18 protein-coding genes and 1 pseudogene are annotated in these 20,286 nt (G+C 72.3%); 9 read left to right on the plus strand and 10 right to left on the minus strand.

What is annotated here, in order from left to right:
• From AB0E07_RS35465 to AB0E07_RS35480, 4 genes and pseudogenes are all read right to left on the minus strand, one after another.
• Nucleotides 1-227, minus strand: a pseudogene (locus tag AB0E07_RS35465) (rhamnose ABC transporter substrate-binding protein); the annotation flags it as partial.
• A 66-nt stretch (nucleotides 228-293) separates the two neighbouring features.
• Entirely contained in the window at nucleotides 294-1,304 is a 1,011-nt protein-coding gene (locus AB0E07_RS35470; RefSeq protein WP_362261296.1) for an ABC transporter permease, read from the minus strand.
• A complete protein-coding gene (locus AB0E07_RS35475) occupies nucleotides 1,297-2,337 on the minus strand; it encodes an ABC transporter permease (protein ID WP_362261298.1) in 1,041 nt (346 codons plus the stop codon). Before AB0E07_RS35475 ends, AB0E07_RS35470 begins: the two co-directional genes overlap by 8 nt.
• Complete coding sequence (locus AB0E07_RS35480; protein ID WP_362261300.1) at nucleotides 2,334-3,851, minus strand: sugar ABC transporter ATP-binding protein; 1,518 nt, start codon at nucleotides 3,849-3,851, stop codon at nucleotides 2,334-2,336. Before AB0E07_RS35480 ends, AB0E07_RS35475 begins: the two co-directional genes overlap by 4 nt.
• A 272-nt stretch (nucleotides 3,852-4,123) precedes the next feature.
• Here AB0E07_RS35480 and rhaI point away from each other — a divergent pair, with 272 nt between their 5' ends.
• The 7 genes from rhaI (at nucleotide 4,124) to AB0E07_RS35515 (ending at nucleotide 13,073) form a co-directional block, all read left to right on the plus strand.
• Complete coding sequence (gene rhaI, locus AB0E07_RS35485) at nucleotides 4,124-5,284, plus strand: L-rhamnose isomerase (RefSeq protein ID WP_362261302.1); 1,161 nt, start codon at nucleotides 4,124-4,126, stop codon at nucleotides 5,282-5,284.
• Between the two features lie 138 nt (nucleotides 5,285-5,422).
• Entirely contained in the window at nucleotides 5,423-7,462 is a 2,040-nt protein-coding gene (locus AB0E07_RS35490) for a bifunctional aldolase/short-chain dehydrogenase (RefSeq protein WP_362261304.1), read from the plus strand.
• 8 nt (nucleotides 7,463-7,470) lie between these two features.
• The gene (locus AB0E07_RS35495) at nucleotides 7,471-8,910 is read left to right on the plus strand and encodes a rhamnulokinase family protein (protein ID WP_362261398.1); all 1,440 of its coding nucleotides are present in this window, start codon (nucleotides 7,471-7,473) and stop codon (nucleotides 8,908-8,910) included.
• A 69-nt stretch (nucleotides 8,911-8,979) separates the two neighbouring features.
• Nucleotides 8,980-9,735 (plus strand): (Fe-S)-binding protein, encoded by a 756-nt coding sequence (locus tag AB0E07_RS35500; protein ID WP_362261306.1) that lies wholly within the window; start codon nucleotides 8,980-8,982, stop codon nucleotides 9,733-9,735.
• On the plus strand, nucleotides 9,732-11,210 hold the full coding sequence (locus AB0E07_RS35505; protein ID WP_362261308.1) for a LutB/LldF family L-lactate oxidation iron-sulfur protein: 1,479 nt from the start codon (nucleotides 9,732-9,734) through the stop codon (nucleotides 11,208-11,210). Before AB0E07_RS35500 ends, AB0E07_RS35505 begins: the two co-directional genes overlap by 4 nt.
• A complete protein-coding gene (locus AB0E07_RS35510) occupies nucleotides 11,207-11,854 on the plus strand; it encodes an LUD domain-containing protein (protein WP_362261310.1) in 648 nt (215 codons plus the stop codon). The genes AB0E07_RS35505 and AB0E07_RS35510 overlap by 4 nt, the downstream gene beginning before the upstream one ends.
• 64 nt (nucleotides 11,855-11,918) lie before the next feature.
• On the plus strand, nucleotides 11,919-13,073 hold the full coding sequence (locus tag AB0E07_RS35515; RefSeq protein WP_362261312.1) for a betaine/proline/choline family ABC transporter ATP-binding protein: 1,155 nt from the start codon (nucleotides 11,919-11,921) through the stop codon (nucleotides 13,071-13,073).
• A 54-nt stretch (nucleotides 13,074-13,127) separates the two neighbouring features.
• Here the strand turns inward: AB0E07_RS35515 and AB0E07_RS35520 are convergent, their stop codons facing one another.
• From AB0E07_RS35520 to AB0E07_RS35540, 5 genes are all read right to left on the minus strand, one after another.
• A complete protein-coding gene (locus AB0E07_RS35520) occupies nucleotides 13,128-14,057 on the minus strand; it encodes a hypothetical protein (protein WP_362261314.1) in 930 nt (309 codons plus the stop codon).
• A gap of 78 nt (nucleotides 14,058-14,135) precedes the next feature.
• Complete coding sequence (locus tag AB0E07_RS35525) at nucleotides 14,136-15,083, minus strand: ABC transporter substrate-binding protein (RefSeq protein WP_362261316.1); 948 nt, start codon at nucleotides 15,081-15,083, stop codon at nucleotides 14,136-14,138.
• Nucleotides 15,080-15,751 carry an ABC transporter permease subunit gene (locus AB0E07_RS35530; protein ID WP_362261318.1) on the minus strand — a complete coding sequence of 224 codons (672 nt, stop codon included), beginning with the start codon at nucleotides 15,749-15,751 and terminating at the stop codon, nucleotides 15,080-15,082. The genes AB0E07_RS35525 and AB0E07_RS35530 overlap by 4 nt, the downstream gene beginning before the upstream one ends.
• On the minus strand, nucleotides 15,748-16,428 hold the full coding sequence (locus tag AB0E07_RS35535) for an ABC transporter permease (protein WP_362261320.1): 681 nt from the start codon (nucleotides 16,426-16,428) through the stop codon (nucleotides 15,748-15,750). The genes AB0E07_RS35530 and AB0E07_RS35535 overlap by 4 nt, the downstream gene beginning before the upstream one ends.
• 93 nt (nucleotides 16,429-16,521) lie before the next feature.
• On the minus strand, nucleotides 16,522-17,088 hold the full coding sequence (locus tag AB0E07_RS35540; RefSeq protein ID WP_362261322.1) for a TetR/AcrR family transcriptional regulator: 567 nt from the start codon (nucleotides 17,086-17,088) through the stop codon (nucleotides 16,522-16,524).
• A 219-nt stretch (nucleotides 17,089-17,307) separates the two neighbouring features.
• Here AB0E07_RS35540 and AB0E07_RS35545 point away from each other — a divergent pair, with 219 nt between their 5' ends.
• Nucleotides 17,308-18,165, plus strand: coding sequence for a MoxR family ATPase (locus tag AB0E07_RS35545; protein ID WP_362261324.1), 858 nt, complete (start codon nucleotides 17,308-17,310; stop codon nucleotides 18,163-18,165).
• Nucleotides 18,162-19,520, plus strand: a complete 1,359-nt coding sequence (locus AB0E07_RS35550) for a VWA domain-containing protein (RefSeq protein ID WP_362261326.1) — start codon at nucleotides 18,162-18,164, stop codon at nucleotides 19,518-19,520. The genes AB0E07_RS35545 and AB0E07_RS35550 overlap by 4 nt, the downstream gene beginning before the upstream one ends.
• Here AB0E07_RS35550 and AB0E07_RS35555 read toward each other — a convergent pair whose 3' ends face one another.
• A complete protein-coding gene (locus tag AB0E07_RS35555) occupies nucleotides 19,521-20,222 on the minus strand; it encodes an SDR family oxidoreductase (protein WP_362261328.1) in 702 nt (233 codons plus the stop codon). It lies immediately after the preceding gene.
• Nucleotides 20,223-20,286: the final 64 nt, after the last annotated feature.

Raw genomic sequence — 20,286 nt, forward strand, 5'->3', positions numbered from 1 at the left:
TCGGCGGAGGTGAAGTAGGGGTTGTTGACCTGCTTGGGCAGGAAGCCGACGGTGAGTCCCTTCTTCAGCTCGGCGTTGGGGTCGGCCTTGCCGGCGCCGGCGGCGGCGGAGACGTCCTCGTTGGCGACGTCCTCCTTGGTGGTACCGCCACAGGCGGTGAGGGCGAGGGAGAGGGAGGTGGCGGCGGCGAGGGCCGCGGAGGCACGGCGGAGCGATGACTTGCGCATGTCGGCTCTTCCTTACGGAGGGTGGGTGAGCGGAGCGTTGACGAGGTGGGGGTGGTCGGCCGGGTCCTACGAGGTGGGGGCGGCGGCCTTGGGCGGGGGCGCGGCGGCGGCTTTTCGGCCGGCGCGGGCGACGGCGATCTGCCGGGCGACGCGGGGTCCGAGCACGGACAGCACGAGCAGCACACCGGTGACGAGGATCTGCGACTGGGCGGAGACGTCCTGGAGGCTCATCACGTTCTGGAGGACACCGAGCAGGAAGACACCCGCGATCGCGCCGCCCAACGTGCCCTTGCCGCCGTCGAAGTCGATGCCGCCGAGCAGGACCGCGGCGATGACGGACAGTTCGAGCCCGGTGGCGTTGTCGTAGCGGGCGCTGGCGTAGTGCAGCGCCCAGAAGATCCCGGTGAGGGAGGCCATCAGGCCGGTCAGCGTGAACAGCAGGAGCTTCTGCCGCTTGACGCGGATCCCGGCGAAGCGCGCGGCCTCCTCGCTCGCGCCGATCGCGAACAGCGAGCGGCCGAACGGGGTGGCGTGCAGCGCGACCACCGCGATGGCCAGCAGCACCAGGAAGGGCAGGAAGGCGGACGGGAGGAAGGTGTCGCCGATCCGTCCGGAGGCGAACTCCAGGTACGGGGAGGGGAAGTCGGTGACCGCGTCGGAGCCGAGCACGATCTGCGCGATGCCCCGGTAGGCGGCGAGCGTGCCGATGGTGACGGCGAGGGACGGCAGCCCCAGCCTGGTGACGAGCAGACCGTTGATCAGGCCGCACACCACGCCGAGCAGCAGACAGATCGGGATGATCGTCTCGATCGTCATGCCCTGGTTCCACAGGGCGCCCATCACGGCGCCGGAGAGTCCGGCGGTGGAGGCGACCGAGAGGTCGATCTCGCCGGAGACGACCAGCAGGGTCATCGGCAGGGCGATCAGGGCGATCGGCAGGGTGTTGCCGATCAGGAACGACAGGTTGAGCGCGTTGCCGAACCCGTCGACCGTGCCGAAGGAGAGCAGCAGCACGACGATCAGGAGGGCGCCGACCACGGTGTCCCAGCGGATCGCGCGCACGAAGGACTCAGGCATGGCGGGCGTTCCTCTTCTTCAGGGCCGAGGCCACGCGCAGCGCGACGACCCGGTCGACCGCGATGGCGAGGATGAGCAGGATGCCGTTGATGGCGAGCACCCAGACGGAGCTGACACCGAGGGCGGGCAGCACGCTGTTGATGGAGGTGAGCAGCATCGCGCCGAGGGCGGCGCCGTAGACGCTGCCGGAGCCGCCGGTGAAGACGACGCCGCCGACCACGACGGCGCTGACGACGGTCAGTTCGTAGCCGTTGCCGGTGCCGGAGTCGACGTTGCCGAACCGGGCCAGGTAGAGCGCGCCGGCCAGTCCGGCGAGCGCGCCGCAGAAGGTGTAGGCGGCGAGGATCCGCTTGCGGACCGGGATGCCGGCGAGCCGGGCGGCCTCCGGGTTGGAGCCGAGCGCGTACAGCTCGCGCCCGCTGCCGAAGTGCTTGAGGTAGTACGCGGTGGCGACCAGCACCGCCAGCGCGATCAGGGCCAGCCACGGCACCGCGGAGAGGCCTCCGGAGCCGAAGTCGACGAAGCCGTCCGGGAGGTCGGCGGCGGTGATCTGCCGGGAGCCGACCCAGATGGAGTCGATGCCGCGGATGATGTAGAGCGTGCCGAGGGTGACAACGAGCGCGGGCACCTGGCCGAGGCTGACGAGCAGTCCGTTGAGCAGCCCGAAGCCGACGCCCGTCAGCACGGCCAGCGCCACGGCGACGACGCCGTTGCCGCCGCCCTGGAGGTAGGTGCCGGCGGCGAAGGCGCTGATGCCCAGGGTCGAGCCGACCGACAGGTCCACGTTGCGGGTGATCACGACGAGGGACTGGCCGACGGCGACCAGCACCAGGATGGTCGCGTTGAGGAGCAGGTCCTTGATGCCCTGTTCGGTGAGGAACTCGCTGTTGCCCGCCTGGGTGACGCCGATCATCACCAGGAACACGACCAGGATGGCCAGTTCGCGCATCTTGAAGACGCGGTCCACCAGCCGGGTCGCGCCCGCCTCGGGCGCCGGGGCGGCGGGGGCTTGCTGAGGGGTGGTCACCGTCATGCGGCGGCCCTCCCCGTGGCTGCGGCCATCACGGATTCCTCGGTGGCTTCGGAGCGGGGGATATCGGCGGTGAGGCGGCCCTCGTGCATCACGAGCACGCGGTCGGCCATGCCGAGGATCTCGGGCAGGTCGGAGGAGATCATCAGGACGGCGACGCCGTCGGCGGCGAGTTCGGAGAGCAGCCGGTGCACCTCCGCCTTGGTGCCGACGTCGATGCCGCGGGTGGGCTCGTCGACGACGAGTACCTTGGGGCCGGTGGCGAGCCACTTGGCGAGGACGACCTTCTGCTGGTTGCCGCCGGAGAGGGTGGAGACGGCGTCGGCGATCCGGGCGTACTTCACCTGGAGCTTCACCGCCCAGTCCAGGGAGCGGCTGCGTTCCGCGCCGCGGTCCATCAGCCCGGCCCGCGCGGTGCTGCGCAGTCCGGTCAGGCCGATGTTGCGCTCGATGGACATGTCCATCACCAGGCCCTGGGCGCGCCGGTCCTCCGGGACGAGGGCGAGTCCGCTCGCCATGGCCGTCGAGGGTGCCCCGTTGAGCAGGGCCCTGCCGTCCACGGTGACCTCGCCGGCGTCCCAGCGGTCGATGCCGAAGACCGCGCGGGCGACCTCGGTGCGGCCCGCGCCGACGAGTCCGGCCAGGCCCACGATCTCGCCGCGCCTGACCTCGAAGGAGACGTCGGTGAAGACGCCCTCCCGGGTCAGCCGGCGCACGCTGAGCGCGACCTCGCCGGGTTCGACGTCCTGCTTGGGGTACAGCTCCTCCAGGTCGCGGCCGACCATGCGGCGGACCAGGTCGTCCTCGGTCATGCCCGCCAGCGGTTCGCTGGCGATCCAGGCTCCGTCACGCAGGGTGGTGACCCGGCGGCAGATCTCGAAGATCTCCTCCAGCCGGTGGGAGATGAACAGGACGGCCGCGCCCTGCTCGCGCAGGGTGCGCACGACACCGAAGAGGCGGGCCACCTCGCTGCCGGTGAGGGCGGCGGTCGGCTCGTCCATGATCAGGACGCGGGCGTCAAAGGACAGCGCCTTGGCGATCTCGACGATCTGCTGGTCGGCGATGGACAGACCGCGTGCGGGCCGGTCGGGGTCGAGTTCGACGCCGAGGCGGCGCATCAGGTCCAGGGTGGCCGCGTGGGTGGCCCGGTGGTCGATGCGGCCGAGCGCCCGGCGGGGCTGCCGGCCCATGAAGATGTTCTCGGCGATCGACAGGTCGGGGAAGAGCGTCGGCTCCTGGTAGATCACGGCGATGCCGGCGTCCCGCGCGTCGCCGGGGCCGTGGAAGGTCACCGGCGCGCCGTCGAGCAGCACCTGGCCGGCGTCCGGTCGGTGCACTCCGGCGAGCGTCTTGATCAGGGTGGACTTGCCCGCGCCGTTCTCGCCGGCGAGGGCGTGCACCTCCCCGGGAAGCAGCTCCAGGGAGACGTCCCGCAGGGCGCGGACCGCGCCGAAGGACTTCGAAACGTCCCTGAGCGCCAGGACCGGGGCCGGACCCGTGGTGGACGGGAGGGTCATGGGGGCTCCTCGACGACATCGGCGGGATGGCCCTCCCGACGTCGTGAAAGGTTTCAACTTGGTTGCCGGGACGTTAGGCACGCTGCGCATGTCACGTCAATGGGTCCGTATCGAAAAACTTTCGATGGACTAAGGTCACGCCCGAGTCACGGGCAACAGCCTCGACCTCAGGGGTTGACACCCCTGCGCAGGACTCATAGCTTCCGGTGTTGAATCGTTTCACAGCGATGCTTTTCCGAAGACTTTCCGCACCGATGTCACAGGAGCCCGAAGTGACCGAGCCAGCCGCGGTGAAGGCCGCGCTCAGGACCCAGGCCGTCGAGACGCCGTCGTGGGCGTACGGGAACTCGGGAACCCGGTTCAAGGTGTTCGCCCAGCAGGGGGTGCCCCGCACCCCGTTCGAGAAGCTGGAGGACGCGGCGCAGGTCCACGCCTTCACCGGGGTCGCCCCGACGGTGGCGCTGCACATCCCGTGGGACAAGGTCGAGGACTACGCGGCCCTCGCCAAGTTCGCCGAGGAGCGCGGCGTGCGGCTCGGCGCCATCAACTCCAACACCTTCCAGGACGACGACTACAGGCTCGGCAGCGTCTGCCACCCCGACGCGGCGGTGCGGCGCAAGGCCGTCGCCCACCTGCTGGAGTGCGTCGACATCATGGACGCGACCGGCTCCACCGATCTGAAGCTGTGGTTCGCCGACGGCACGAACTACCCCGGCCAGGACGACATCCGCGGCCGCCAGGACCGGCTGGCCGAGGCCCTGGCCGAGGTGTACGAGCGGCTCGGCGACGGGCAGCGGATGCTGCTGGAGTACAAGTTCTTCGAGCCGGCCTTCTACACCACCGACGTCCCGGACTGGGGCACCGCCTACGCCCACTGCCTGAAGCTCGGCCCCAAGGCGCAGGTCGTCGTCGACACCGGGCACCACGCGCCCGGCACCAACATCGAGTTCATCGTCGCCACGCTGCTGCGCGAGGGGAAGCTCGGCGCCTTCGACTTCAACTCCCGGTTCTACGCCGACGACGACCTGATGGTCGGGTCGGCGGACCCCTTCCAGCTCTTCCGGATCATGTACGAGGTGGTACGCGGGGGCGGCTTCACGCCCGAGGTCGCGTTCATGCTCGACCAGTGCCACAACATCGAGGCGAAGATCCCGGCGATCATCCGCTCGGTGATGAACGTGCAGGAGGCGACGGCGAAGGCGCTGCTGATTGACCGCGTCGCTCTGGCGGATGCCCAGGGGGCGGGGGATGTCCTCGGTGCCAATGCCGTGGTGATGGACGCGTACAACACGGATGTGCGGCCGCTGCTGCGGGAGCTGCGGGAGGAGATGGGGCTGGACCCCGATCCGATGGCGGCGTACGCGCGGTCCGGGTGGGGCGAGCGGATCGTCGCCGAGCGGGTGGGCGGGGAGCAGGCGGGGTGGGGGGCGTGAGCGGCTGCCGGGTTCGGTGCGTCGCGGGTGCGGGTCTGCTGTGGCTTGTCGCGCCCGCGCGGCGGAGCCGCACAGTGACGCAGCCCCGCGCCCCTAGGTGTGTCCGCTTGTCCTCTTTTGATCAGTAAGGGATCTCCCATGACAACGCATTCCGAAGCTGCCGCTCTCCTTGGTCGGTCCCGGCGGCTCGGTTCCGATCCGCGGAACACCAACTACGCCGGTGGCAACGCGTCCGCGAAGGGCGCCGAGACCGACCCCGTCACCGGGGGCGAGGTCGACCTGATGTGGGTCAAGGGCTCCGGCGGCGACCTGGGCACCCTCACCGAGTCCGGGCTGGCCGTACTGCGCCTGGACCGGATGCGCGCCCTCGTCGACGTCTACCCGGGTGTCGAGCGCGAGGACGAGATGGTCGCCGCGTTCGACTACTGCCTGCACGGCAAGGGGGGCGCCGCGCCCTCCATCGACACCGCCATGCACGGACTCGTCGAGGCCGCCCACGTCGACCACCTCCACCCCGACTCCGGTATCGCCCTCGCCTGCGCGGCCGACGGCGAGAAGCTGACCGCCGAGTGCTTCGGCGACACGGTGGTGTGGGTGCCCTGGCGGCGGCCGGGCTTCCAGCTCGGTCTGGACATCGCGGCCGTGCAGAAGGCCAACCCGCAGGCGATCGGGTGCGTGCTCGGCGGTCACGGCATCACCGCCTGGGGCGACACCTCCGAGGAGTGCGAGCGCAACTCCCTGCACATCATCCGCACCGCCGAGGCGTTCCTCGCGGAGAAGGGGAAGGCCGAGCCCTTCGGTCCCGTCGTCGACGGGTACGGGGCCCTCGGCGCGAGCGAGCGGCGCGAGCGGGCCGCGGCCCTGGCGCCGTACGTCCGGGCCCTCGCCTCCCAGGACCGGGCCCAGGTCGGCCACTTCACCGACTCCGACGTCGTGCTGGACTTCCTCGCCCGCGCCGAGCACCCCCGGCTCGCCGCGCTCGGCACCTCCTGCCCGGACCACTTCCTGCGCACCAAGGTCCGCCCGCTGGTCCTGGACCTGCCGCCCACCGCGCCCCTGGAGGAGGCGGTCGCACGGCTGAGGGAACTGCACGCCGGGTACCGCGAGGAGTACGCCGCCTACTACCGGCGCCACGCCCTGCCCGACTCCCCCGCGATGCGCGGCGCGGACCCGGCGATCGTGCTGATCCCCGGCGTGGGCATGTTCTCCTTCGGCAAGGACAAGCAGACCGCCCGCGTCGCCGGCGAGTTCTACGTCAACGCGATCAACGTGATGCGCGGCGCCGAGGCGGTGTCGCAGTACGCGCCGATCGAGGAGTCGGAGAAGTTCCGCATCGAGTACTGGGCCCTGGAGGAGGCCAAGCTCCAGCGGATGCCGAAGCCCAAGCCGCTCGCCACCCGGGTGGCGCTGGTGACCGGTGCGGGCAGCGGCATCGGCAAGGCCATCGCGCACCGGCTGGTGGCCGAGGGCGCGTGCGTCGTGGTCGCCGACCTCAACGCCGCGAACGCGGCCGCCGTCGCCGAGGAGCTGGGCGGTGCCGACAAGGCCGTCGCGGTGACCGTCGACGTCACCTCCGAGGAGCAGATCGCCGACGCGTTCGCGGCCGCCGCGCTCGCCTTCGGCGGCGTCGACCTGGTCGTGAACAACGCCGGGATCTCCATCTCCAAGCCGCTGCTGGAGACCTCCGCCAAGGACTGGGACCTCCAGCACGACATCATGGCCCGCGGCTCCTTCCTGGTGTCGCGCGAGGCGGCCCGGGTGATGATCGCGCAGGGCCTGGGCGGCGACATCGTCTACATCGCCTCCAAGAACGCCGTCTTCGCCGGCCCCAACAACATCGCCTACTCCGCCACCAAGGCCGACCAGGCCCACCAGGTGCGCCTCCTCGCCGCCGAGTTGGGTGAGCACGGCATCCGCGTCAACGGCGTCAACCCCGACGGAGTGGTGCGCGGCTCCGGGATCTTCGCCGCCGGCTGGGGCGCCCAGCGCGCCGCCACGTACGGCATCGAGGAGGAGAAGCTCGGCGAGTTCTACGCCCAGCGGACCATCCTCAAGCGCGAGGTGCTGCCCGAGCACGTCGCGAGCGCGGTCTTCGCGCTCACCGGCGGGGACCTCACCCACACCACCGGGCTGCACATCCCCGTCGACGCCGGCGTCGCGGCCGCCTTCCTTCGGTGAGCGGCTCCGTGAAGGCGTACGCCGCGGTCGACCTCGGCGCGTCCAGCGGACGTGTCATGGTCGGCCGCGTCGGGCCGGACCGTCTGGAGCTGACCGAGGCGCACCGGTTCGCCAACCGGCCGGTACGGGTCCCGGAGGGGCTCCGCTGGGACGTCCTCGGGCTCTACGCCGGTGTGCTCGACGGACTGCGGGCCGCCGGGCAGGTGGACTCCGTCGGCATCGACAGCTGGGCCGTGGACTACGGGCTGCTGGACGCCGACGGCGCGCTGCTCGGCAACCCCGTGCACTACCGCGACTCCCGCACCGAGGGGATCGCCGAGAAGGTGTGGGCGAGCGTGCCCGCCGAGGAGTTGTACGCGGCCACGGGCTTGCAGTACGCGCCCTTCAACACCCTCTACCAGCTCGTGGCGGCCCGGTCCGACCGGCAGTTCGCGCGGGCCGAGCGGCTGCTGCTCGTCCCCGACCTGCTGACGTACTGGCTCACCGGCGAGCAGGGCACCGAGCTGACCAACGCCTCCACCACCCAGCTGATCGACCCGCGCACCCGCGACTGGTCGCACGACCTGGCGGCGCGGCTCGGTATCGGCCTGGAGCTGTTCGCGCCGCTGCGCCGGCCGGGCGACCCGGCGGGTCTGCTGCGGCCCGAGGTGCTGGAGGAGACCGGGCTGACCGGGCCGGTGCCGGTGACCGCCGTCGGTTCGCACGACACCGCGTCCGCGGTGGCCGCCGTGCCGGCCAGGGACGGCGAACGGTTCGCCTACATCTGCACCGGCACCTGGTCGCTGGCCGGCCTGGAGCTGGACTCCCCGGTGCTGACCGAGGAGAGCCGGGCTGCCAACTTCACCAACGAGCTGGGGCTGGACGGCACGGTCCGCTACCTGCGCAACATCATGGGCCTGTGGCTGCTCCAGGAGTGCCTGCGCGCCTGGGGCGAACCGGATCTGGGCGGGCTGCTGCTGCAGGCGGCCAAGGCTCCGGCGCTGCGGTCGGTGGTGGACGCGGGGGACTCCGCGTTCCTGGCGCCGGGCCGGATGCCGGAGCGGATCGCCGAGGCGTGCCGGGCGTCGGGACAGCCGGTGCCCGAGTCACCGGGCGAGGTCACCCGGTGCATCCTCGACTCCCTGGCGCTGGCCCACCGCAAGGCCGTCGAGGACGCCGTGCGGCTGGCCGACCGGCCGGTGGACGTGGTGTACGTCGTCGGTGGCGGCACCCGCAACGCGCTGCTGTGCCAGCTCACCGCCGACGCCTGCGGGCTGCCGGTGGTGACCGGTCCGACGGAGGCCGCCGCGCTCGGCAACGTGCTGGTCCAGTCCAGGTCGCACGGCCTGGTCCGGGACCTCGCGGAGGGGCGCCGGCTGCTCACCCGTACCCAGCCGCTGACCCGCTACGAGCCGCGGGGCGACGCGGCGCGCTGGCGGGAGGCGGCGGCCCGGCTCGCCGGTGCCTGAGCGGCGCCCCGGCCGGGCCTCGGCCCCGCACTACCCTGCACTCATCCGATGATCGACAAAGGAGCCGCGATGCGAGTCGCTCTGTTCCTCACCTGTGTCAACGACACGCTCTATCCGGACACCGGGCGGGCCGTGGTGAAGCTGCTGACCAGGCTGGGTGTCGAGGTCGACTTCCCGATGGCGCAGACCTGTTGCGGCCAGGCGCACTACAACACCGGCTACCGGCACGGCGCGGAGCCGCTGGCCCGGCACTTCTCCGAGGTGTTCGGGGAGTACGAGGCGATCGTGACGCCCTCCGGGTCGTGCGGGGCGATGGTGCGGGAGCTGTACCCGCGGATGGGCGAGCGGGCCCGGGCGGAGGGCCGCGGCGACTCGCTCGCGGCGACCCTCGCGCCGGTGGTGCCCAAGACGTACGAACTGACGGAGTTCCTGGTGGACGTGCTCGGCGTCACGGACGTCGGCGCCTACTACCCGCACCGGGTGACCTATCACCCGGCCTGTCACGGGCTGCGCGGGCTGGGTCTGTCCGACCGGCCCGAGCGGCTGCTGCGGGCGGTGAAGGGCATCGACCTGGTCGAACTGCCGGGCGCCGACGAGTGCTGCGGCTTCGGCGGCACGTTCGCCGTGAAGAACGCGGACGTCTCCGCGGCGATGGGCGCCGACAAGGTGCGCAACGCCGAGTCGACGGGCGCCGAGATGCTGTGCGCGGCCGACAACTCCTGTCTGATGCACATCGGCGGGACGATGGCCCGGCTGCGGACGGGCATGCGTCCGGTCCACATCGCGGAGATCCTGGCGAGCACGGAGGAGGAGACGGCCGCATGAGCGGAACGTACCTGGGCATGCCGTCCTTCCCGAAGGCCGCGCACGAGGCGGTGAACGACGAGACCCTGCGCGGCAATCTGCGCCATGCCACGCACACGATCCGCGGCAAGCGCGCCAAGGCCGTGGCGGAGATGGCGGACTGGGCCGAACTGCGGGACGCCGGTGCCCGGATCAAGGACCACACACTGCGTCATCTGGACCGCTATCTGGTCCAGTTGGAGGAGTCGGTGACCGCGGCGGGCGGGGTCGTGCACTGGGCCGCCGACGCCGACGAGGCCAACCGGATCGTCGCGGACCTGGTGAAGGCGACCGGGGAGACGGAGGTCGTCAAGGTCAAGTCGATGGCGACGCAGGAGATCGGGCTCAACGAGGCCCTGGAGGCCGAGGGCATCCACGCCTACGAGACCGATCTCGCCGAGCTGATCGTGCAGTTGGGCAAGGACCGGCCCTCGCACATCCTCGTCCCCGCCATCCACCGCAACCGCGGTGAGATCCGGGACATCTTCGCCCGGGAGATGAGCGAGTGGGGCCGCCCCGCTCCCGAGGGCCTCACCGACACGCCCGCCGAACTCGCCGAGGCCGCCCGGCTGCACCTGCGGGAGAAGTTCCTGCGCGCCAAGGTCGGCGTCTCCGGCGCCAACTTCATGGTCGCCGAGACCGGCACCCTGGTCGTGGTGGAGTCCGAGGGCAACGGCCGGATGTGCCTGACCCTGCCCGAGACGCTGATCTCGGTGGTCGGCATCGAGAAGGTCGTACCGACCTGGCGGGACCTGGAGGTCTACCTCCAGACGCTGCCGCGCTCCTCCACCGCCGAGCGCATGAACCCGTACACGAGCATGTGGACGGGCACGGCGGACGGGGACGGGCCGAAGGAGTTCCATCTGGTGCTCCTCGACAACGGCCGCACCGACACCCTCGCCGACGAGGTCGGCCGCCAGGCCCTGCGCTGCATCCGCTGCTCGGCCTGTCTCAACGTCTGCCCGGTGTACGAGCGCGCGGGAGGCCACGCGTACGGCTCGGTCTACCCGGGTCCGATCGGCGCCATTCTCAGCCCCCAACTGCGCGGCACGGGCAGCGAGATCGACGCGTCCCTGCCGTACGCGTCCTCGCTCTGCGGCGCCTGCTACGAGGTGTGCCCCGTCGCCATCGACATCCCCGAGGTGCTGGTGCACCTGCGGGAACGGGTGGTCCAGGGCGGGGAGGTCGTCCGGGACGGCAACAAGGTCGTCCTGAAGCCGGCGAAGGGGCACGCCGCCGAGCGGGCGGCGATGCGGGCGGCGGGCTGGGCGTTCGCGCACCCGGCCGCTCTGGCCACCGGTCAGCGGCTCGCCTCGCGCACGCGGCGCCTGCACCCCCGCAGGCTGCCCGGACCGGGCAGGGCGTGGAGCGGTACCCGGGAGCTGCCTACGGTGCCGCCGGAGCCGTTCCGGGACTGGTGGAAGCGCACGCACGGCGGAGAGGACGGCGCCAAGTGAGCAGCAGGGAGAGGGTACTCGGCCGGGTGCGGCGCGCCCTGGCCGATGTGACCCCGGACGAGCGGCCGTACGAGCGGGCGGTGGCGCGGGACTACCTCCGCGAGCACGGGGAGCGGACCGCCGGGCAGACGGTGGATCTGCTGGCGGAGAACCTGGCGGAGTACCGGGCACTCGTGCACCGGTGCTCCGAGGAGGAACTGCCCGCGCTCCTGGCCCGGCTGCTGGCCGGGCGAGGCGCCGGGAGTGTGCTCGTACCGGCGGAGCTGCCGGCGCACTGGCTGGCGGCGGTGGACGCGACCCGGGTCGCGGACCGGGCGGCGAGCACCGCGGGCGAACTCGACCGGGTCGACAGCGTCGTCACCGCCTGCGCCCTGGCGATCGCCGAGACCGGCACCCTCGTGCTGGACGGCTCCCCCGACCAGGGCCGCCGCCGGATCACCCTCGTGCCCGATCACCACATCTGCGTCGTCCGGGTCGCCGAGCAGGTCGTCTCCTCGGTGCCGCAGGCGCTCGAACGGCTCGATCCGGTCCGTCCGCAGACCTGGATCTCGGGTCCGTCGGCGACCAGCGACATCGAGCTGGACCGGGTGGAGGGGGTGCACGGCCCGCGCACCCTGGAGGTGGTGCTGGTCGGCACGCCCTAGCCGAGGGTCCGCCATTCGCCGGTGCCGGAGGGTCGGCCGGGCGCGGGGACCTTAGCGTGTGGTCATGATCCGGTTCGAGCAGGTCGCCAAGCGGTACCCGGACGGGACCACGGCCGTGGACGGGCTGAGCTTCGAGGTGGCCGAGGGTGAGCTGGTGACGCTCGTGGGTCCGTCCGGGTGCGGCAAGACCACCACCATGATGATGGTCAACCGGCTGATCGAGCCGACGGCCGGGCGGATCCTGGTGGACGGCGAGGACGTCATGACGGTGGACCCGGTACGCCTGCGCCGCCGCATCGGGTACGTCATCCAGCAGGTCGGGCTCTTCCCGCACCGCACGATCCTCGACAACACCGCGACGGTGCCGACGCTGCTCGGCTGGAAGCGCGCCAGGGCACGGGCGCGGGCGGCCGAACTGCTCGACCTGGTCGGGCTCGACCCGAAGACGTACGGCTCGCGCTATCCGGACCAGCTCTCCGGCGGGCAGCGACAACGGGTCGGTGTGGCGCGGGCGCTGGCCGCCGACCCGCCGGTGCTACTGATGGACGAGCCGTTCGGGGCGGTGGACCCGGTGGTGCGCGAGCAGTTGCAGGACGAGTTCCTGCGGATGCAGGCGGCCGTGCGCAAGACGGTGCTGATGGTCACGCACGACATCGAGGAGGCGGTCCGGCTCGGCGACCGGATCGCGGTGTACGGGCAGGGGCGGATCGAGCAGTTCGACACGCCCGGGGCGGTGCTCGGGGCGCCGGCGACCTCTTACGTCGCCCAGTTCGTGGGCGCGGACCGCGGCCTGAAACGGCTGTCGGTGACCGCGATCGAGGCGGCCGACCTGGAGCAGCCGCCCGTGGCCCGCACGGGTGAGACGGCGTCCTCGGTGGCCGGACGGCTCCGCGAGGAGGGCGGCCGGTGGGTGGTGGTCCTCGACGACGCGGGCGAACTGCACGGCTGGGCCGGTCTCGACGACCTCGCGGCGGGCGGGTCGGTCGGTGACCACGCGCACCGGATGAACGCGTGGGTACCGGTGGGCGCGCCGCTGAAGCAGGCGTTCGGGGAGATGCTCCAGCACGACGCCGGGTGGGTCGCCGTGCTGGACGGGGCGCGTTTCCTCGGAGTGCTGACGCCGGCCAAGCTCCATGAGGCGCTGCGGCGTTCGGTGGACGCGGACGCGCGCGGGGTGCCCCGGGACCGGGTGCGGTTCGACTCGGTCCACGACGCCTGAGGACCCGGCGCGGCTCGGGCGGCCGACGGGTCGGGTGCTCCCGGTCCGGGCGGCTCAGGCGTTCTTCGGCCTGCGGGTGGCCTCGCGGCCCAGGATGCCGAACGCCCACCGCTCGTTGAAGCCCGCGACGAAGCCGATCGCGCACCAGAAGCCCCAGAAGTCGGTGCCCTTGGCCGCCGACCCCGGGCTCCCCGCGGAGGGGCAGATCTCGGCGGCGGTGGCCGGTACCGCGAAGACCGGCACCAGACCGCCGCTGAGCAGGAAGTACACCGCGAGGGCGAGGATCCACCCGACGACCACCCGGTACACGCCCTCGTGGCGCATGCTCCGGGCCATCTGGCCGGGCACGATCAGCCCTTCCCTGGAACTGTTCTGACGCTTCGTCAACTGCTCGGCGTTGCCCCGCAGCCGCACCAGTACGCTGAGCACCGCGCCGAACGCGCCGACCCCGCCGCACACGAACGCGCCCAGCAGATGCCAGCGGTTGGTGCAGTTGAGGGTGACGCCGAGCGCCTGGAGCAGGCCCACACCCCACAGCAGTGGCACGACGAGCAGCACGAGACTCGCGGCGCAGCCCAGGGTCAGGCCGACGTTGAGACCGCGGCTGACGGCGATGGCGCTGTCCTGCGCGAGCCGTCCGCGCAGGTCGGCTATCTCCTCGTCGAGGTACTCGGCGAGATGGTCGTCGGGTTTGACGTCGCCGAGGCGCGGGTCGGCGAGGGCGTTGCCGAGGACGCGCCGCACGGTGACGCGTGCCGAGACCCTGGTGTTGTGCTCGAAGGCCCGCTGCGAGGCCCCGTACAGGAGCTGGAGCTGGAGCTGCTGTTCGGGATAGAGGTCGCCGAACTTCGCGTAGGCCGGGCCGAGTCCGGCCGGCACGATGTCGGTGAGCCCCTCCGGGCGCAGTTCCGTCTCCGCCCCTTCGACCGATTCCCGCATGCCCTGCCACCACGTGCGGTGGCGTCCCCCGTCGACCGTCGTCATGAGGTACCTGTACCGCCGCCGCGAACGGCCCGGAAGACGGCGCGCCGCACCGGTGCCGTGACGGATGTCACGGGTGTGTCACGTCAGCAGGCCCTTGCCCTCCAGGTAGGCGCGGGCCACGTCGGAGGCCAACCGCCGCCAGCTGTCGACCTGTTGGTTGAGGGCCGCGAGGTCGGCGGTGGTGAGGACGTCGTTGAGGCCGCCGAGGGCCGCGCCGACCCGGTCGCCGCCCGCGCGGGCCCGGTTGACGACGGGGACGATGTGGTCGGCGTTCTGGAGGCCCCTGTCGTCGGCGAGGAGCACCAGGCCGAACTCGTCGAGGGTGGCGTCGGTCGTGGTGGTCAGCATCATCTGGACCTGACCGTTCTGCACGGCCCGTTTCGCCTGGGTGGTGCCGACGCCCTTGGGGTCGACGGCGGTGACGTCGATGCCGTAGGTCTTCTTCAACCCGGGTGCGCAGTAAGGGCGTTGCACGCACTCGTCGCCCGCCGCGAGGCGGACCGGGAGGCCGGAGGCCCCGAGGTCGCTGAGGGTCTTCAGGCGGTGCTCGCGGGCGTAGGCGGTGGTCACCGCGAACGCGTTCTGGTCGACGGCCCGCCCGGGGTCCAGGACGGTCAGCCCGCGGGGCTCCGCCAGCCTGCGCAGCGCCGTCATGGTCTCGTCGAGGTCCGGGGAGCCGACCGGGGTCGCGTCGGCGCCGTGGGTCTTGGCGTTGAGCCAGTCCGCGAAGGTCGCCGCGTACTCGGGCACGACGTCGATCTGCCCGGACTCCAGGGCGGGTTCGTACAGTTCACGGTTGGCGACGGTGATCATGGTGGTGTCGTAGCCGGCCCGGCCGAGCAGCAGCGCGTACATCTGGGCGAGCAGGTCGCTCTCGGTGAATCCGGCGGAGCCGATGGTCAGGCTCCGGCTGTCTCCGGGTGGCGCGGTGACCGCGCCGCGGTTCTCCAGGGACGGGCCCGAGGCGCAGCCGGTGAGCAGCAGCAGGGCCGCGAGGCCGTACCGCCGGGTGCGGCGGCCGGTCATGACGTGCCCTTCGCCCGGCGCGGCGCGCGTCGCTCGGCGAGTTCGAAGAGGCCCTCGACGGTCAGCGCGAAGGCGGCGACGAGCACCGCTCCCGCCACCACCTGAGGGGTGCTGGCGAGGTTGAAGCCGGCCGTGATGATCCGGCCGAGTCCGCCGCCGCCCGCCAGGGCCGCGATGGTGGCGGTGGCGACGAGCTGGACGGCGGCGATCCGGACCCCGGTCAGCAGCAGCGGGAGGGCGAGGGGCAGTTCCACCCGGAACATGACCTGCCGGCCGGTCATCCCCATGCCGCGCGCGGCCCGGACGACGTCCCGGTCGACGCCCCGCATGCCGACGTAGGCGTTGGTGAGCAGCGGGGGCAGGGCGAACAGCACGAGCGCGACGACGGTCGGTCCCTCGCCCCAGCGGCCGACCGGGGTGAGCAGCAGCAGGACGAGCACGGCGAAGGTGGGCACCGCGCGGCCGATGTTGGAGATGTTGACGGCGAGCGCGCCGCCCTTGCCGAGGTGGCCCAGGACGACGGCCACGGGCAGCGCGATCAGGCAGCTGATCAGCAGGCAGACGACGGTGAGCGCGAGGTGCTCCAGGAGTCGCTGCCGGATGCCGCCCTCGCCGCTCCAGTTGGCGGGGTCGGTGAGCCAGTCCCAGGCGGCGGTGAGGGTGTTCACGCGCGCGCCGTCCTGGTCCAGGGGGTGATCAGCCGCTGGACGCCGAGCAGCAGCAGGTCGGCAGTGACCGCGATGACCACGCAGAGCACGGAGGCGGTGAGGACCTGCGCCTTGAAGTAGGTGTTCATCCCGGCGTAGATGAGGTTGCCGAGCCCGCCGAAGCCGACGATGGCGCCGACGGTGACCAGGGAGACGGCGGAGACGGTCGCGATGCGCAGTCCGGCCATGGCGGCGGGCAGCGCGAGCGGCAGTTCGACGGTGAGCAGCCGGCGCACCGGGCCGTAGCCCATGCCGAGCGCGGCCTGCCTCGTCTCCTCGGGGACCGCGCGCAGTCCGGCGAGGATGTTGCGCACGAGCAGGGTGAGCGAGTAGAGCACGAGCCCGGCGACGACAAGGCTCGCGGAGAGGCCGTACACGGGCAGCAGCAGGGAGAACATGGCCAGGGACGGCACCGTGTAGAGGATCGTGGTGAGGGCGAGGACGCAGGGCGCGGCCCAGCCCCAGCGGCGGGCCAGTACGGCCAGCGGTACGGCGAGGACCAGTCCGATCAGCACGGCGAGCGCGGTCAGCTGGAGGTGCTGGACCACCGCGTCCCAGAGGATCTCGCGGCGGGTGCTCAGGTACTCGCCGCAGATCCATTCGTTGCGCGCGAGGCAGTCGTCGGGGGGCGCGGTCACCGCTCCATTGCACCGGGTGGGCCGGTGGCTCCGCCCGCTGTGGTCACCCGTCCGGGGCGCACGCGGGCGGCGGCCGCTCCGGAGGTGCGGAGGTCACTTCACGCCGGCCGCGTCCAGCAGCGCGGTGACGGTGACCGTGAGGAGGCCGTCCAGGGTCTCGATGCCCGCTCCGGCGCGGGCGCCGGCCCCGTCGAAGACCAGCATCAGCTGGCGGGCGAGCAGGTCCGGGTCGTGGGCGCCGCCCTGTTCCGCCTGGGCGCGCAGGAACGCGCGCAGGCGTTCCTTGACCGTGCGGGCGACCTCGCTGGCGGGGTGCGCGGGGTCCTTCAGCTCGACCAGCGCGGCCAGGTAGGCGCAGCCGAGGTAGCCGGGCTCGGCGGAGGCCGCCTCCAGCCGCTCGAAGAGGCCGAGGATCCGCTCGCGGGGCGTGCCCGCCTCGCCGGGCGCGGGCACCAGCCGTGCCTCGTACGCGGGGATGCTCCGCTCCAGGCTGGCCGCCAGCACCTCGTCCTTGCCGGCGAAGAGCTGGTACATGGAGCGCTTGGACACCCCGGCGGACCGGCAGAGCGCCTCGACGCCGACGGAGACTCCGTCGCGGTAGAACAGCTCGGCGGCCGCGTCGAGGAGCCGGTCCCTGGTGGACGCCTTGTCTGTGGCCATACGGCGAGGCTACCGCGGATCGGACCCCGGAGGAAACCGATCGGTATCCCTCGCCCCTCCCGCCGGACCGGGGCGTGACACGAGCACTGAACAAGCGCTTAGATAGGGCCGTATCCCCGCCCGCGGGGTCCGTACGCCCTGCCCGGGACCCGCACCCACCGCGCCCGGTACCCGCGCTACGCGCTCGGGGCCCGTGTCGCCGCCGATCTGGAGGCTCGCGTGTTCTCATCCGTCGACGACGTCTCCGCGCGCCTGGCCGAGACCGGCTATCTCGCCTCGCCCGCGGTCGCCACGACCGTCTTCCTCGCCGACCGGCTGGGCAAGCCCCTGCTGGTGGAGGGCCCCGCGGGGGTCGGCAAGACGGAGCTGGCCAAGGCCGTCGCCCAGGTCGCCGGCGCCCGGCTCGTCCGCCTCCAGTGCTACGAGGGCGTGGACGAGTCACGCGCCCTGTACGAGTGGAACCACGCCAAGCAGTTGCTGCGGATCAGCGCGGGCCGCGACGAGACCTGGGACGAGGCACGCACCGACATCTTCAGCGAGGAGTTCCTGCTCCCCCGCCCCCTGCTCACGGCGATCCGCGGCGACGACCCCAAGGTGCTGCTGATCGACGAGACCGACAAGGCGGACGTGGAGGTCGAGGGCCTGCTGCTGGAGGTGCTCAGCGACTTCCAGGTGACGGTGCCCGAACTCGGCACCGTCACCGCGACCCGCCGCCCCTTCGTCGTCCTCACCTCCAACGCCAGCCGCGAACTCTCCGAGGCGCTGCGCCGCCGCTGCCTCTTCCTGCACATCGGCTTCCCCGACGAGGAGTTGGAGCGGCGGATCGTCCGCCTGAAGGTGCCGGGGCTAGACGAGGCGCTGACCCGCTCGGTGGTGCGCGTGGTGGGTGCGCTGCGGGAGATGGACCTGCGCAAGCTGCCGTCGGTCGCGGAGACGATCGACTGGGCGCGCACCCTGCTGGCCCTGGGCGCGGACACCCTGGACGAGTCCGTCGTACGGGACAGCCTCGGCGTGCTGCTCAAGCACCAGGACGACATCCTCAAGGCATCGGCCAAACTCGATCTGGACGCCCTGTGACCACGCCCGCCGGGGTCACCGAACGGCTGACCTCGCTGGTCGCGGCGCTGCGCGCGCACGGCATCCGGATCGGCACCGGGGAGACGGTGGACGCGGCCGAGGCCGTGGCGGCGCTGGGTCTGGCGGACCGGGAGCGCCTGCGGGAGGGACTGGCGGCGACCCTGCTGCACGGCACCGCCCAACGGACCGTGTTCGACCCGGTCTTCGACCTGTACTTCCCGCGCGGCGTCGGCGCGCCCGAGGGGGCGACGGCGGACCGGGAGGACCTGCGTGACCGGCTGGCCTCCGCGCTCGCCGACAACGACCGTGCGCTGCTCGGGCGGTTGGCGGTGGAGGCGGTCGACGGCTTCGGCGGCTACGGCTCCTCGCCGGGCTCGGAGGGCTGGTCCTCGTACCAGGCGCTGGACCGGCTGCGCCCGCAGACCCTGCTGGCCCGGGTCCGGGACGACGTCCGCGCGCGGGGCGGGAGTCAGGGGTTCACCGACCGGCTGCTGGAGGACGAGATCCGGCGGCGCATCGAGGCGTTCCGGGCCCTGGTGGCCGTGGAGGCGCGGCGCCGGGTGGCGGAGCGGCGCGACCGGGACGAACTGGCCCGGCGCGCGGTGGCCCCGACCGCCGACCGGGTCGACTTCCTGTTCGCGGGGAAGGCCCAGCTCGCCGAGTTGCGCAGGGCGGTCCAGCCCCTCGCCCGCAAGCTCGCCACGCGGCTGGCGGCCCGTCGGCGCCGGGCGGCACGCGGCTCGATCGATCTGCGGCGGACCCTGCGCGGTTCGCTGTCGACGGGCGGGGTGCCGATGCGGCCGGTGCTGCGCCGACGGCGGCCCGCCCGTCCCGAACTGGTGCTGCTGTGTGATGTGTCGGGCTCGGTGTCCGGCTTCTCGGACTTCACCATGCTGCTGGTGCAGGCGCTGCACGACCAGTTCAGCAAGGTCCGGGTGTTCGCCTTCGTCAACCGCGTCGACGAGGTGACCGGCCTGCTCTCGCACGGCGCGGCCGACGCCGGGGGTCTCGGCGCCCGCATCCGGGCGGAGGCCACCCTCACCGGCTGGCACGGCAGCAGCGACTACGGCATGGCGCTGGGCGAGTTCGCCGAGCGGTACGGCGACGCGGTCGGCCCGCGGACCACGGTGTTCGTCCTCGGCGACGCGCGCACCAACATGAGCGACCCGAACCTCCCGGCGCTCCGGGAGATCGCCGACCGGGCCCGGCGCGTCCACTGGCTCAACCCCGAACAGCGGTCGAGCTGGGGCACCGGCGACTCGGCGGCGCCCGAGTACGCGGCGCTGGTGGAGATGCACGAGTGCCGCACCACCCGTCAGCTCAGCGGTCTGGTGTCCCGGCTGCTGCCGGTGTGATCAGGCCGCCAACTGCGGGTAGAGCGCACCGAGGTCCGCGGCCAGCCCTGCCTTGACCTGTCGGCTGATGTCGTCGGCGAGCACCTCGTAGGCGCCGGCCTCGATGCCGTCGAGGGCCTGGGCAGCGACGCTCTCGGCGGTGGACTTCGGGGCGTCGACACCCGTGGTCATATCGGTGTCGACGTAGCCGACGTGCAGACCGGTCACCTCGATGCCGCGCGGCCTGAGGTCCAGGCGCAGCGAGTTGGTCTGGGACCACAGGGCGGCCTTGGAGGCGCTGTAGGAGCCGGCGAGCCCGACCCAGGACAGCACGGAGTGGACGTTGAGGAGGTGCCCGCCGCCGTTGCGTTCGATGACGGGGACGAAGGCGCGGGTGACCAGGAGCGGTCCGTAGAAGTTCGTTTCGAACTCGCGGCGCACGTCGTCGACGGAGGACTCCAGGAAGTTGGCGTTGACGCTCGCGCCCGCGTTGTTGATCAGCAGGGTGACGTCCTGGGCCCGCTCGGCGGCGGCCGCGACGGACTCCGGGTCGCCCACCTCCAGGGCCAGCGGTACGGCGTCCGGGTGGGTGACCGTCCGCGGGTCGCGGGCGGTGGCGTACACCTTCCTCGCGCCCCGCTCGTACAGCGCGGCGACCAGCGCGCGGCCGATCCCGCGGCTGCCGCCGGTGACCAGGGCGACGGATCCTTCGATGGCGGTCATGGTGACTCTCCCGTTTCGGCACACGGCTGGGACTGCGGGGACGAAACCCGGAAACCGATCGGTT

It is taken from the genome of Streptomyces sp. NPDC048002, from assembly GCF_040653275.1.
Taxonomy (GTDB): domain Bacteria; phylum Actinomycetota; class Actinomycetes; order Streptomycetales; family Streptomycetaceae; genus Streptomyces.